At 39.2% G+C, this 13,326-nt stretch carries 14 protein-coding genes and 1 pseudogene; 6 read left to right on the top strand and 9 right to left on the bottom strand.

What is annotated here, in order from left to right; translation table 11 throughout:
• The 3 genes and pseudogenes from PWP39_RS04870 to PWP39_RS04860 form a co-directional block, all read left to right on the top strand.
• Positions 1–89 (top strand): annotated as a pseudogene (locus PWP39_RS04870) (IS6 family transposase); the annotation flags it as partial.
• A gap of 82 nt (positions 90–171) precedes the next feature.
• On the top strand, positions 172–1,539 hold the full coding sequence (locus tag PWP39_RS04865; RefSeq protein WP_288072944.1) for a TldD/PmbA family protein: 1,368 nt from the start codon (positions 172–174) through the stop codon (positions 1,537–1,539).
• A 12-nt stretch (positions 1,540–1,551) separates the two neighbouring features.
• A complete protein-coding gene (locus PWP39_RS04860) occupies positions 1,552–2,880 on the top strand; it encodes a TldD/PmbA family protein (protein WP_011012720.1) in 1,329 nt (442 codons plus the stop codon).
• Here PWP39_RS04860 and PWP39_RS04855 read toward each other — a convergent pair.
• The 8 genes from PWP39_RS04855 to eif1A are packed head-to-tail and all read right to left on the bottom strand — an operon-like array spanning position 2,809 to position 9,734.
• Positions 2,809–3,450 carry a hypothetical protein gene (locus tag PWP39_RS04855; protein WP_288072942.1) on the bottom strand — a complete coding sequence of 214 codons (642 nt, stop codon included), beginning with the start codon at positions 3,448–3,450 and terminating at the stop codon, positions 2,809–2,811. The two genes, PWP39_RS04860 and PWP39_RS04855, sit on opposite strands and share 72 nt — an antisense overlap.
• Positions 3,440–3,850, bottom strand: coding sequence for a DUF1699 family protein (locus PWP39_RS04850; RefSeq protein ID WP_011012722.1), 411 nt, complete (start codon positions 3,848–3,850; stop codon positions 3,440–3,442). Before PWP39_RS04850 ends, PWP39_RS04855 begins: the two co-directional genes overlap by 11 nt.
• A 4-nt stretch (positions 3,851–3,854) precedes the next feature.
• Positions 3,855–5,102 (bottom strand): DUF530 family protein, encoded by a 1,248-nt coding sequence (locus PWP39_RS04845; RefSeq protein ID WP_288072939.1) that lies wholly within the window; start codon positions 5,100–5,102, stop codon positions 3,855–3,857.
• Between the two features lie 6 nt (positions 5,103–5,108).
• On the bottom strand, positions 5,109–6,257 hold the full coding sequence (locus PWP39_RS04840; RefSeq protein ID WP_011012724.1) for a DNA topoisomerase IV subunit A: 1,149 nt from the start codon (positions 6,255–6,257) through the stop codon (positions 5,109–5,111).
• On the bottom strand, positions 6,232–7,938 hold the full coding sequence (gene top6B, locus PWP39_RS04835; RefSeq protein ID WP_011012725.1) for a DNA topoisomerase VI subunit B: 1,707 nt from the start codon (positions 7,936–7,938) through the stop codon (positions 6,232–6,234). Before top6B ends, PWP39_RS04840 begins: the two co-directional genes overlap by 26 nt.
• A gap of 9 nt (positions 7,939–7,947) precedes the next feature.
• Complete coding sequence (locus tag PWP39_RS04830; protein WP_011012726.1) at positions 7,948–8,613, bottom strand: KH domain-containing protein; 666 nt, start codon at positions 8,611–8,613, stop codon at positions 7,948–7,950.
• The gene (locus PWP39_RS04825) at positions 8,586–9,386 is read right to left on the bottom strand and encodes a serine protein kinase RIO (protein ID WP_011012727.1); all 801 of its coding nucleotides are present in this window, start codon (positions 9,384–9,386) and stop codon (positions 8,586–8,588) included. Before PWP39_RS04825 ends, PWP39_RS04830 begins: the two co-directional genes overlap by 28 nt.
• Positions 9,387–9,392: 6 nt before the next feature.
• The gene (eif1A, locus tag PWP39_RS04820; protein WP_011012728.1) at positions 9,393–9,734 is read right to left on the bottom strand and encodes a translation initiation factor eIF-1A; all 342 of its coding nucleotides are present in this window, start codon (positions 9,732–9,734) and stop codon (positions 9,393–9,395) included.
• Positions 9,735–9,884: 150 nt separating this feature from the next.
• On the opposite strand from eif1A, the gene sppA reads away from it, so the two are divergent.
• The 3 genes from sppA to PWP39_RS04805 are packed head-to-tail and all read left to right on the top strand — an operon-like array spanning position 9,885 to position 12,366.
• Positions 9,885–10,874, top strand: a complete 990-nt coding sequence (sppA, locus tag PWP39_RS04815; RefSeq protein ID WP_011012729.1) for a signal peptide peptidase SppA — start codon at positions 9,885–9,887, stop codon at positions 10,872–10,874.
• A 5-nt stretch (positions 10,875–10,879) separates the two neighbouring features.
• Entirely contained in the window at positions 10,880–11,338 is a 459-nt protein-coding gene (locus PWP39_RS04810; protein ID WP_014835444.1) for a PH1570 family protein, read from the top strand.
• A 2-nt stretch (positions 11,339–11,340) separates the two neighbouring features.
• Positions 11,341–12,366 (top strand): AI-2E family transporter, encoded by a 1,026-nt coding sequence (locus PWP39_RS04805; RefSeq protein WP_288072933.1) that lies wholly within the window; start codon positions 11,341–11,343, stop codon positions 12,364–12,366.
• Here the strand turns inward: PWP39_RS04805 and PWP39_RS04800 are convergent.
• Positions 12,326–13,309, bottom strand: a complete 984-nt coding sequence (locus PWP39_RS04800) for an AIR synthase family protein (RefSeq protein ID WP_288072931.1) — start codon at positions 13,307–13,309, stop codon at positions 12,326–12,328. The genes PWP39_RS04805 and PWP39_RS04800 overlap by 41 nt on opposite strands.
• Positions 13,310–13,326: the final 17 nt, after the last annotated feature.

The raw sequence follows: 13,326 nt of genomic DNA, 5'->3' as shown, positions 1-13,326 counted from the left end.
ATAATTTTGTTAGGTTTCATTCTCGGTTTGGTTGTCCGCCTGGTGATGTGACTGAGTGGCTTCAAGAGGTGATGCCCCAGTTATCCTGACAGTATCACCCATACATCCAAAAAATTTTTATAATTTCAGAATGCTAAATTATTTGACAAACGTAAAAATATGGTGATTAGTATGGAAGTTCTAGAAAAAGTACTTCGTTGGGCTGAAGAAAATATTAAAGCTGAGTATATAGAACTGCGTTATGAAAACCTCAAAAAGACAAGACTTACTTTAAAAGACGGAGTATTCACCAATTTTACTGAAAAATTGAATATGGGAGTAGCAGTAAGAGTCCTAGCAAATGGAGCATGGGGATTTGCTTCTACGAGCAATTTAGACAAACTCCAAGATGCGATAAAGGAAGCATATAAGTTAGCAAAGGCAAGTGCCGAGACAAAAAAAGAAAAAATTACACTCGCAGAGATAAAGCCAGTAGAAGATTTTGTAGAAAGTAAAATGAAGATCAAACCCAGGGAAGTAGATATTGAAGAAAAAGTTAATCACTTGAAAGAATTAGAAAAACTCCTTAAGGAAGATAAATCCGTAAAGAGCGTAAACGTGAGATACGAAGATGGTGGAGGCCAAAAAATACTCCTCACAAACGAAGGAACTCATATAGAGTGGGACTACAACTATCTATACCAAGGAGTTTATGTCACTGGAAAGAAGGAAGGAAAGCTAGCAATGGCGAGAGATAGTATCGGAGCGGTAGATTATGGCTGGGAACTCATGACAGAAAAGGAGCCAAATGAAAAGGTTGCAGAGAGGTTACTCAGAAAATTACATGCTCAGCTTAACGGAGTGCCACCTAAAAGAGGAGAATGGCCCATAGTAGCTGGCCCAATAGTTGTCGGAATAATCGCTCATGAGGCGCTTGGACACTTAGCTGAAGCAGACTTAACAATAAACTCTCCATTTAGAGAGTTAATTGGAAAGCAAATAGCACCAGAATTCGTAACAATGAGCGAGAGAATTGTAGAAGGTGGATTTGGAAATGACAAGTACGATGATGAAGGAGTTCCAGTAAAGGACATTCACATAATAGAAAATGGCATCCTAAAGGAGATAATGCTAAACAGAGAATATGCAGCAAAATGGAATATGGAGCCAAACGGGCATGCAAGAGCTGAAAGCTACAAGTATCCCCCAATAATTAGGATGAGAAATACTGTGTTTGAGCCAGGGGATTGGAGTTTTGAAGAGATGATTGAGGATATAAAGTTCGGATATTATGTAGTTGACGTCAGAGGAGGACAAGCTCAGTTAAATTCTGCCTTCCAAGTGGGTATCCAGGAGGGCTATGTAATTAGGAACGGAGAAATTGCAGAACCTATAAGAGACACATCAATTACTGGAGTTGCTATTGAAGCATTAAAGAAAATAACTGCAGTAGGAAAAGACTTTGGAATAGAAACAGGATTCTGTGGAAAGGAACAAATTGCATTTGTGAGCTCTGGAGGTCCTCACATGAGATTTGACGGAGGAATTATTATTGGATGAGGAGGGTAAGAAATGGAAGAACTAATTAGGTATGGAGAGAAATTTTTTGATGAACTAGAGATTGTAACAAGAGTAGGAAAGGATTTCAGCGTTGATATTCAGCTTAATGAAGTCTTTGGTGGAGGCGTAAGAGAGGACATTCTAACAATAATTAGAGGTATAAAGGACAAAAGAATTGGAATAGTTTTACTTGATACAATAGACAAAGAAGAGATCAAGAAAGGAATTGAAACTGCTGCTAAGATGGCAAAGCTTAACGCTCCCGATGAAAAGTGGTCATCTCTCCCTCAACCAGGGAAATACAGAGAAAAACCAAAGATTAGTGAAGATTTAAAGTCCGCCTCTTCCGATGAATTAGTTAACATGGCAGTGGAGGGAATAAAGTTAGCAAGGGAACTTGATAAAAATTTAACCGTTGCGGGGGGAAGCATTGGAACTTCATGGAATGAAATTACTATAGTGAACTCCCATGGCATAAACGTTACCCAAGAACTTGGAGTTGCCTATGCATTTTTTGAGTTCGTAGGAAGAAAAGAAGGTATTGTAACCCCAGGAATCTTTGAATTTGACGCCAAGGACAACCTCAACTTGAACATCGAAGAAACAGTAAAGAACGGAGTCAAAAAAGTCCAGTGGGCTTATAACTTTAAACAAGCAAAAAATGAAGAAACAACCCTAATATTTGGCCCCTGGGCAATATCAGGATTGCTTAACTATGCCCTATTCCCAGCGTTTAGTGGAGAAAGATTGGTTAAAGGCACAACTCCTCTTGCAGATAAAGTGGGAGAAAGAATTACAAGTGAAGTAATTACCCTTTACGACGACCCGTTCCACGAGTTAAGCATCACCAAAATAATCGCTGATGGGGAAGGAATACCAACAAGAAGGTATGAGATTATCAAAGATGGTGAATTTAAGGGATTCATCTGGGACAACTACTGGGCAAAAGTCCACGGAACTGAAAGCACAGGACATGGAGTAAGAGATTGGAGCGGGGGTGGAATAACTATTGGTCTTCACGTTCCTATCATCGAGAATGGTAAGAGGAGCCTTGAAGAGATCATCGGGGAAATTAAACATGGTTATTTAGTAGATGGCGTTCAAGGAGCACATTCAAGCAATCCAGATAATGGCAACTTTGCAGTAACGGCAAATCCTGCTTACATAATTGAAAATGGTGAAATTGTTGGATCAACAGTGTTCTTAATAGCTGGGAATATCTATGAATTGCTCAAAAAGGCTACAGAAGTTAGTAAGGAACAGAGAACTCTAGTAGGAATGACTAACGTCATTACCCCATACATAAAATTTGAAAACGTCAAGATAGCCGGAAAGAGTTGACTTTTCCCTTTTTACCATCATTATTCCCGTAAATAGCCCAAGAGTATCAGCAATAATATCCCTAATTTTATTTCCCAGGGATTCTGTAATGAAAGAAATTTGGGACTCACTAAGCTTTTCTATACTTTCCCATCCTACTGCAAGTGTGTAGAATATCACTATTGAATAAAAGAGCACTTCCTTATTTGAAAGCTTGAGCTCATACAAGACCTTTGCAATTATTAGCCAAAGGACTAATCCACCCAAAAAGTGACTTATTATATCTGCATTTCTCCACTCTTTATGAAACAAGTCTATTGTTGTGAAAGGAAGATTAACTAGAGAAACATGAACAGCTCCAAAAAGAGCTAAAATTGCCATAATATCTTCTGAATAAAATGGAGATAGTAGGGCATCTAGGACCTTTGACCCAAAGGAAAAGCGCTTCCTTTGAAGCAAGATAATTGCCAAGAGTCCTAGAATCCAAGCGGTACATCTATATATGTGATCAACTCTTTTGTAATAAATTCCAGTTATGAGACCCAAAACTAGGATACCCAAAGAAAAATATATAATCTTCCTAAGATCCACCTTTTTTACCTCCAGAAACTTCAATAAGATAGTATAGTGTTCTTATTGGAATCCCGAGGGCCTTACTAATCTCCCTGGGGCTTTTTCCTTCTTCTCTCATTTTATTTATGAGTTGTATTACTTTTGGCGAGTACTTTTTTGGCCTGCCTCTTCCTTTTTCAATGGGGATAATTTTTATTCCAAGTTGCTCAAGTGCTCGAATAACCTTCTTCGACACCATAGGATAAAGGCTGGGAGGGCATCCAATAACTTTAACGTTCGGAGCATTCTCAAGTATTCTTACAACAACTTCCTTAGTGGGTCTTAAGTTTATGTAAACCTCGGTAACATCTTCATTAAGAGTCTCATCAATTTTTTTCAAGAGCTCCTTTACATTTCTCGCGGTTATCTCAACTCTCATTCTCTCACCCCTGAAGGAGCTCTAAAAACTTTCTAGCTTTGTCACTCTTTGGCATGAATTTTTCAAACTTACTAACATCTGCAAAAACAACTTTATGGAGACCAGAAACGACAAACTTTCTTATCCCAGCTTTGAGTTCTTCCAAATCTATACCCAAAATTTCGGTGACTTCTTCTTCTGTAAACGGTGAGGCACCATAAAGTAATATACCTCCAAGGATGTAGTTTGGTATCCTTGATATGTCACTTTTCTTTTTTACGAGCAACTTCTCAGCTTCACATTTTCTTATGAGCAACATACTCCCAAATCCCGTTTTAAAGTCTTTTCTATCTCTAAAAGGGAGATCAAATAAAGAATAGTGACAGTCAATACAACTCCTCAGACCAGGATATAGGCCTAGGTTTTCTCTCTCTTTTTCAGAAGTTAGGAAATAGTACCTGAAAAGATCAAGAGCTAGTAGTTTTGCCCCTTCTCTTGGATTTAGGGTTCCATAGGCTAAGGCCAAGTTATCCACGGTGTAGTGATTATTTATCAGGACTCCCATTGTTTTTACATAGCTTAAAACTCTCCATCTAAATCTCCTTCCATACCTTTTACGCAACTCTCCTTCTATGTCAGAATCCACTGGCAATTCCACCTTTTCTTTTTTTAATCTTCCATTTTCCAGATATTCCACCTCTATTCTAAATTTTTCTTTTCTAACAACTCCCTCCTCTCTGAGCTTACTCTTTATGAACTTAAAATGCTCTCTAACCTCTATTCCACGTTGTCCAAGAATCCTCAACACATCTCCGGAATAAGCCAAATAGGGGAGTATTTCCACCCTACCAAGCTTGATGTCTTTCTCTATAGCCTTAATCTTAGATAAATTCTCCTTTTTTAGCGCTTCTAAGGAGATTTCAGATCTGTTGATCTTAAGTATGTAGTTAGCCTCCAGTATTGAGAGAGCTATCTTGTGTGCAGTAATAGCAGACTTTAGCCTCTCAAGTGTCAAAACTCTGTAGTGTCTTTTCCTATATACCCAGGATAGATGAAGATCCTTGGATTTCTTGTCTTTTATAATTGGAGTAGGCCCCAGTTCACCAACTCTTCTTTCAAGTTCTTCTTCAAGCTCTTTCAAGGTCTCTAATCTACTCTTAAAGGTAAAAATAAGTTTTGGAACATCAAAATCTTCAAATAACCCAGGGGTATCTATCGCTATGTCATCGAGTATTTTGTTTATTCTTGCTATAAGCTCTTCAGTCGTTGGCATACTCCATCACGGTAGCAGTTTACCTTCTCTAATTTTCTCAGGCAGATACTCCTTTGCGACAAACTCTAGAGATTTGTTTGCCAATGCCTGTTGCTCTATTCTCACTCCCCACTTAAGAGCAAGCTTTAATTGTCTCTGCCACTCCTTGTTTTGGAACCATGGATAGTTGAGTTCCTCAATTAACCTCTTGTAGTCTCCAGTTGGTCCTCCTTTCTTGTCTGGAGGTATTCCTTTGAGCTTCTCTGTAACATGCTCAAGGCCGTATTCTTTTATGTCATCCATAGTCATTCCAACGAATTTTGCATCTGGAGTTGCTAGCTTTTCGCTGAGATAAGCTAAGTTTATGGATCCCTGCTTTATTGTTGAATATATGTACCAACCGTAGGGATCTCCATCCGTGAAGACAATTATCGGCAACCCCTCTTCATAGTGAAGCCTGTGAATTAGCCTTCTTACACCCCTTGAAGCCTGTCCCTGGGTCGCAATTATCAGTGCTCTTTCCCTCTTTGGATACTTTTCTTCTATCAATCTATCAGCCATTGCTGCAGTCTCAACAACTAGAACATAATCAACGTTTATCTCTGGGAACTGAATGTGCTCTACAGTCCCAGGAACTGCCCAACCACCCATTCCAAGCTTTGATGCGTTAAATTCATCTTCCCCATCCTTAATTACAATATCTCCATAAACATATCCACGTCTATCTGCAGTGATGTGCATCTCCTCTCTGAGTACTCCAAGCATTCTCTCGAGATCCTCTATAATTGGATCGCTTTCACTCTGATCTTCAAATGTATTTTCATGAGTACCCGGAATAGTGTGCTTGTTCGCATAATAGGCTTCTCTTAAGCTCGCATGTTTCCCTTCTGAAACTAACCTTTTTACATAGGCCATCAAGATCAACGTCTGCATAAACTTCCTTGCATGGGCAACGTTGAGGAAGTATCTCCTTGATAGCTTATCTCCTAGCTTAATCAATCTGGCCTCTTCATCAAAGTAGACATTACTTAACCCCCTTGTTGGAACATCGAAGTATGGATTCTTGCCTGCTTTAACCTCCTCTAGTATCTTATAAGCAAGATCCTCAAGCTTTTTTAATACCTTTTGAGGATCATATGAGAATTTTTCTTTAGGCTTCCCCCTCTTCAACTTCAACTTCGCTCACCCCCTCTTGTGCAACGGTGATTTTGCTTTCTATCAACCTAAGGAAATATTCCTTGATTTTCTCCTCAGGCTCGCCAGTTAAAATGTGAAGTGACCTTGCAATCTCAGGAAGGTATTTTTCGAAGATTTTCTTTCTCCTAATCTGATATAACCTCCTATATTTCCCACCAAGATATGCTGCAAGCCTTCTAGCAGCTTCCATTAAAGCCAACCTAATTTCATTGTAAATCTCATCAATGCTCGCAATGCTCTGCTTGCCAGTGCTAGTATAGGGCACGTGAACACTTACAACATTAACGAGGACAACAAGCGGAGCGTTATCAAAGGACTCTACCCTATATCTCCTCCAGTCTATGCTTCTGACTGCTGAAGTTATTACACATGAACCCGCATCAAACAGCAACGGCACCCTGTTAGCATATCTCAAAATTTCTGAGTTAGTAATTTCCCCTCCATATGCTATTCCCACCTCTACCTGGAAGGGAATTCCACCCGAATATACCTTTGGTGGTCTTGTCACTGCCGTTACAAACTCTGGCCTGAGAATTGATGAAAGTCCTTTCTCTATGTTTTCCTCCCCTATTGGCCTCAGTCCATAGGTAGGAGGAGCCAGGAATTTCATTAGCTTAAATGCCTCAACTATTTCTTCCGCCTCATGCCAGGTTAGTTTCTCTGGAGGCTTCTCCATTATCTTCTCGACTTCCTCAACGACTTTCTTCCACTTTCTCCCAAAAGACTTGAGAACTTTCTCTACCTCCCCATTAGCAAGCCTTTCAATGAGTTGAGACTTGAGGTTTTGATCTGTAACCTCTCTGTTTATTAGCCTCAAAGCAGCTATGTACAGTACCAGCTCGTCAACTTTTTTGTCACTTATTCTTGAAAATTCACTTACTAGGAATCTCCTTACAGTGCTCCTCTTACTTCTATGGGCCATTGTATATACATCGTCCGTCATTACACCCTTAGGATGAGGTTTCATTTCCACTGGTGGTTCTGGAATGTCCTCACTCGACCTGGGAAAGACTATTAACTTCCCGTCCGGCTCAACCAATTCTATATGAGCGTGAGGATTTGCAATCGCAGTTAACTTTAGATACCAATAAACACCCTGCTTTGAGCGAACATATTTAACGTTCTTAACTTCAAGCTCTATCCTTGTTCCTCTCCACCTTTTGGGATTTGGATGCTTTATCTTCTTCACAATTTTACCTTCATTTTTCTGAACGTCAATCTTCACCCAAGCTTCAACAATTTCATCGTCACCCGTGGAGGTTATTACCCTGGTAGCCTTTCCACTTGTAATTTGAGCAAACATTACAGCACCACTTATACCAATTCCCTGCTGTCCCCTGCTCTGAATGTTTCTATGAGCCTTTGTTCCGGCGAGCATTTTTCCAAAGACATGAGGAATGTAATCTTCTGGAATTCCTGGTCCATTATCCTCAACTATGACTTTATAATGCTCCTTTCCAAGCTCTTCAATTTCCACTCTAACATAAGGGAGAATTCCTGCCTCTTCACATGCGTCAAGGGAATTCGTAACGGCCTCGTGAATGACTGTAGTTAGCGACCTTATGCTTCCAGTGTATCCTAACATTGCTGCATTTCTTCTGAAGAATTCACTTACACTCTGAACTTTAAACTCCTTAAATAAATCCCTTGCTTCAGCCATATGCTCACCTCACAAGTTTTCATAATACATTGATCCTTCAAGTTCAAGGTCTTTCTTCCTTCTTTCTAAATACCTATACACAGTGCCGTGGGGAGAGCCTCTTGCAAGCTTTTCTATTGCCGTTCTTGCTATTTCGATCTGAATTGGATTCCCAATTATGGCAACTGTCTTTCCGTATACACTAATACTCGCCCCACTCATCTCTTCTATTATTTCCCTTGTCCGTCCTTTTCTTCCTATTATCCTGCCTCTAACCCTTGGGAGAGCATTTTTCTCATTTCCTATTATTATGTCAGTAAGGTTAATTATCTCCAAGTATTCGCCCTCATTTAGTAGTCTAAAAGCTCTCTCAGGCGAGAATCCTCTCCCTATAGCTAGTACAATGTCTCTCGCCTTCCAAACAGCCAGGGGATCAGTAGTTTCTTTTGTAGAGGTTATCCAGACTTCACCAGTCTCACTATCGACTTCAATCTTTGTCTTTGTTCTTTTCTCAATTTCTCTTTTTGTTTGCCCCTTTTTGCCTATAAGGACACCAATTCTCTCCTTTGGAATCTTAACATATTCTTCTTGCTTGAAGAATTCTTCCCACTCTTCATCCTCTTCCTCTTTAATAATCTCACCATCTTTACTAACCTTCTCAAATTTTTTCATAAGTTTCTCAAAGTCCTCTCCCATAACTCATCACCCGCCAACTCTCTGAATTTCTCCTCAGGATTTTCCACGCTAACACCCTTTCTACCGAAGTAATTAGTGATATTTCTAATATCTCTGTAAAGGAGGGTCAAGCTCATTCTATTTCTCTTTACAGTTGCTTGGGACCAATCTATAATTACAGGTTCGTTCCAGATAAGGATGTTGTATTCACTCAGATCTCCATGAACCATATCCCCTCTTTTCCACAATTTCTCTATACTCCCCATAGCAAAATCGTAGAGCTCTTCAAAGTCTTTAAGCTCCAAATCTTTCTCAATGTCCTTTAACCTGGGAGCTGGTCGATCATCTCCAATGTATTCCATTATAAGAACATTATTTCTAAACGCTATTGGCTCTGGTGCTCTTACTGCATACTTCATGGCTCTTTGCAGATTTTTAAACTCTCTTCTTGTCCAAACAAACACCAACTTTCTAATGTCTTTAGGTAGGTAGCCCACTCTTGGATCTGCTGCCAAATACTCCCAGATCCTTCTAAATTCGGTAGTGTAAGTCCGATATATTTTAACGGCAATTCTGTTTCCTTTTGAGTCGAATCCAGCAAACACATTAGCTTCTTTTCCCGTACTTAGAACTCCATAGAGACGTTCTATCTTCCCCCTTCTGTAAAAATAGCTAATGGTCTCTACTGTAGTTCTGTCAAATACTTCACTAAATACTTTAAAGAGCTCACTATCCTTCTCTCTCCTCTCAGTTAACCCAAGAACTTCTGCAATTTCTTTATCTAGCCATTCCATGTCCCATCACTCTAGCAGCAGAGAGCCACCTGTGAGAAATTCCTGACTGATCTTTCCTTTTCTAAGTAACCATTCCACTTGTGTTTGGGTATATCTGTAAACTATGTCACCTCTTTTGTCACTCTGCACAGGCCATGGTTCAACAATTACAAGGTCACCAACTTTAATCCACACTCTTCTCCTTAGTCTACCTGGGATTCTGCATCTTCTAACTTTCCCATCCTCACATCTAACGTCCATCCATCCTGCCCCTAAGGCTTGTTCTACTACCCCAAATAACTGGTTTCCTTCTGGTAGAGGAACTCTAATAACCTCTTCTCCCTCAACTTTCCTCTCTTTCTTAGGCATGAGCATCACCTCCTAATTTTGCAAAAATTTTTCTGTCTCTCTCTTCACATGAGTGTTTAAAAATTTTTGCATAGGACACACAATTACATGACCAACACCTTGCAAACTTATAAACTTTGATTTTGTTAGAGTGGATTAGGGGAAAAGAAGATGCCAGAGGGTGTGTGGAAATACATATCGTTTATCTTAGCTCTAGTCTTAAGTTTTTCAATAGCAGCAAATGCGCTTTTGTATCTTCAAGTTGGGGAGCTCCAGTCAACTACATATAAACTACAAAAAATTCTGCCATCCCAGACAAATATAACAACAAACTATACAACTCTGCAGCTAAAAATAGAGGAATTAAAGAAAGAAATTGAATATCTAAGAGCGTATATTCAAAAACAAAATGAAACAGCTAACGGAAGTTTAGCAATAGTCCCAATATTTGGATTAATAGACGAAAACATGGCGCTGGAGGTAGTTAAGAAACTTGAGGTTATAAAGTCAGATCCATCAATAAGGGGAGTTCTTCTCTGGATTGATAGCCCAGGAGGATATATAGGACCAGTCAGAGCTATATACAAGGAGGTAAAGGAACTCGCTTACATAAAACCAATTGTTGCATACATTAGTGGCTACGCAACATCTGGGGGCTACTATATAGCATGTGGAGCCGATAAAATAATCGCTGATCCCTATGCCCAGGTCGGGAGCATTGGAGTAATTTACGTTCATTTTAATGCTCAAAAATACTATGAGATGAATGGAATAGAAGTAGAAGTCTTTAAAACCGGGCCATATAAGGATATGGGAGCCGATTGGAGAGGATTAAAACCTGAAGAGAGAGAAATTATACAAAAGCAAATAGATGTTTACTTTAAGACGTTTCTAGATGTAGTCATGGAAGGAAGAAACCTCAACGAAACTAAAGTTAAAGAGTATGCAGATGGGAGAGCTTGGTTTGCATATGAAGTCAATGGAACCCTCATTGATGACATAGGAGATTTGCAGTACGCGATAGAAGAGACAAAAAAATTAGCAAACCTTAAATCTGCAAACATAGTAATATTTGACGTAAAACCATCAAACTTTGAAATTAGGGGAAGTTCAGCACTGTATCTCCCCCAAGAATACGTTTACAAGTACATTAGAAGGTGAGTAGTATGTTGTGCGAAGAGAAGCTAGAAGTCTTTGAGAATGGATTTAAAGACGACAAGCACAACATAGAGATTCATGTGTATGGAGGAGATGGCAGAAAAGTACTTCTGGCACTAATCTATGAGCTCTATTCCCCAGAATACGGGAGTGAGTACGTCTATCCTTTTGAATGTGCAAAAGAATTCTGGGGAATTTACTTAGATTCTTCAGAAGTTAAAGGTGAAGAAGCTGAGCTTAAACCACTAAAGTTCATTAGTGAGTCTGTTAAGTCCAAAATTGAGAAAGAGCTTGAAGATATCAAAGCGCCAATAGAAGTTGAGCTAGAGAAAAGTACAATCTATAAAGTAAAAGATGGCTACATAGTTTTGGGAAAGAACTTTCTCTTAGATCATAAGGGGAGACTCTTTGTTTTCAATAAACCACAGGTAGGTGAAATAATACTCAAATATATTTGGAAGTGGTGAGTGTGGAAAGGGAAAAAATATTTTGGATTGCAGTAGTTCTCTTGATATTATTTTTAGTTTGGGAAACGATTAAGTATCTAACTACTTCGATAGTGTTTGGATTAGCTGGGGCATACATTGCGTATCCTTTCCAAAGAAAACTCAGCAAAAAAGTCGGAAAGAAAAAAGCCACATTAATAGTTCTTGCTATTGTTGCAGTATTATCAACACTCTTTCTAATTGGAGTCACACTTTGGATAACGGACACTTTAGAAAATCTATATTTATACCTCGATAGGTTCTTTATTTGGTTAAGTAGCCTTAAGATGCCCAGCTTCTTAGGGGCTCTGTTTGATGCTCTAGCTCAAAGTTTTCTAGAAAAATTAAGGAGTATTCTCTTACAATACACACTCTCCCTCCCTAAATTAGCCCTACAGCTAATAGTATTTCTAGCAGTATTCTATACTTCTCTCCTTAATGCTGACTTTCTGAGTAGAGAAATCTACACCCTTTTGCCTCCCTCTGACAATGAGTTAGGTAAAAAGTTAATAGAAAAAACTAAGGACACATTAGATGCTATTTTAAAAACGTGGTTATTCTTTAGTGCGACTAAAGCAATATTCCTTGCAATAGGATTTTATATTTTTGAAATAAGTAACGTGGGAGGATCAATAGCGGCAGGTATATTGTGCATGATTCTAGAACTACTTCCAGTCCTTGGAGGATGGATAATGTGGATTGTAGGGGCTATAATCCTATGGCAAAAATCAACAATGCTAGCGATACTATTTGCACTGTATGGAATCTTAACGGTTTCTCCATTCCCAGATTACTTTATAAAGCCAAAATTAGTTAAGAATAGAGCCAGTGTCAGCTCTGTCGTGGCTCTAGTTGGAATATTTGGAGGAATAATGGCATTTGGTGCTGTAGGCATTCTTCTAGGGCCTATATCTCTGGGACTGTTCTCAGCATTGCTAGAAACGTGGAAAGAGATTGAGGAGAGGGAAATTAAACAACCTTCCAAAGCTCATCAGTCTCAGGACGCCTAAGAGGTCTTTCAACGCCATTCTCTATTATGACCCTTTTCTTCTCTGCCAAAAATTCCCCTATTATGCTTGCTTTTATTCCAATACTTTCCAATTTTTGAACAACTAACTGAGCATTGTCCCTGGGAACAGAGATAAGTAAAGCTCCAGAACTTATCAGGGACAGCGGGTCAATGTCATAAAATGTGCAAATTTTCTTTGTTTCTTCCCTAATTATCAACTTATTCTTGAAGACTCTGAATCCTAAATTATTTATGTCTGCCATCTCATGAAGTCCGTTTGCAACTCCCCCTTCTGTAGGATCATGCATTGAGGTTGCAAACTCTCTAGCAATTAGAGCCTCTCTCACAACACTTATTTCATTGATGTATGATTTAGCCCTCTCAACAAACTCTTTTCCAAATATACTTCTCAGCTCTTTTTCCCTCTCATGGGCAATTATAGAAGTCCCTTCAATTCCAACCCCCTTAGTCAATATTATAGCATCTCCCGGCCTGGGATTTGGGATCACCACCTTCTCTTTCTCCACTTCCCCCAGCATAGTACCAACAACAATTGGCTTCTTTAATCCTGGAGTAACTTCAGTATGGCCTCCAATTATTGAAACACCTAACGAGGAGGCTACTTCTCTTATTTCGGCCATGATTTTCCTTAAAGTAGACTCATCACTCCCCTCTGGAAGTAATATATTAACAAGAAACCACTTAGGCTCAGCTCCAAATGTTGCTATGTCATTGGCATTTACATGAACAGCATAAAATCCAATTCTCTCCTCAGCACCTGTGATTGGATCAGTTGAAGCAACTACTACATAATCCCCAAAATCTAAAGCAGCGGCATCTATTCCAACCCCTGGACCAATTATTAGTCTGTGGGCCTTTTCTATGTTCAAGTTTTTAAAAACGATTTCTTTAAGAACCTCTGGTGGAACTTTACCTACAATCATTTTTGCCCCCAAAATAG

Origin of the sequence: Pyrococcus sp., assembly GCF_030153625.1 — an archaeon.
Classification (GTDB): domain Archaea; phylum Methanobacteriota_B; class Thermococci; order Thermococcales; family Thermococcaceae; genus Pyrococcus; species Pyrococcus furiosus.
Note: the sequence above shows the minus strand (reverse complement) of the source record. Positions and strands in the feature narration are given on the sequence as shown.

Bases quoted from the DNA above. Each gene is read 5' to 3' on its own strand.
- PWP39_RS04865 (WP_288072944.1), top strand. From the start codon at position 172: ATGGAAGTTCTAGAAAAAGTACTTCGTTGGGCTGAAGAAAATATTAAA.
- PWP39_RS04860 (WP_011012720.1), top strand. From the start codon at position 1,552: ATGGAAGAACTAATTAGGTATGGAGAGAAATTTTTTGATGAACTAGAG.
- PWP39_RS04850 (WP_011012722.1), bottom strand. From the start codon at position 3,850: ATGAGAGTTGAGATAACCGCGAGAAATGTAAAGGAGCTCTTGAAAAAA.
- PWP39_RS04845 (WP_288072939.1), bottom strand. From the start codon at position 5,102: ATGCCAACGACTGAAGAGCTTATAGCAAGAATAAACAAAATACTCGAT.
- top6B (WP_011012725.1), bottom strand. From the start codon at position 7,938: ATGGCTGAAGCAAGGGATTTATTTAAGGAGTTTAAAGTTCAGAGTGTA.
- PWP39_RS04830 (WP_011012726.1), bottom strand. From the start codon at position 8,613: ATGGGAGAGGACTTTGAGAAACTTATGAAAAAATTTGAGAAGGTTAGT.
- PWP39_RS04825 (WP_011012727.1), bottom strand. From the start codon at position 9,386: ATGGAATGGCTAGATAAAGAAATTGCAGAAGTTCTTGGGTTAACTGAG.
- eif1A (WP_011012728.1), bottom strand. From the start codon at position 9,734: ATGCCTAAGAAAGAGAGGAAAGTTGAGGGAGAAGAGGTTATTAGAGTT.
- sppA (WP_011012729.1), top strand. From the start codon at position 9,885: ATGCCAGAGGGTGTGTGGAAATACATATCGTTTATCTTAGCTCTAGTC.
- PWP39_RS04810 (WP_014835444.1), top strand. From the start codon at position 10,880: ATGTTGTGCGAAGAGAAGCTAGAAGTCTTTGAGAATGGATTTAAAGAC.
- PWP39_RS04800 (WP_288072931.1), bottom strand. From the start codon at position 13,309: ATGATTGTAGGTAAAGTTCCACCAGAGGTTCTTAAAGAAATCGTTTTT.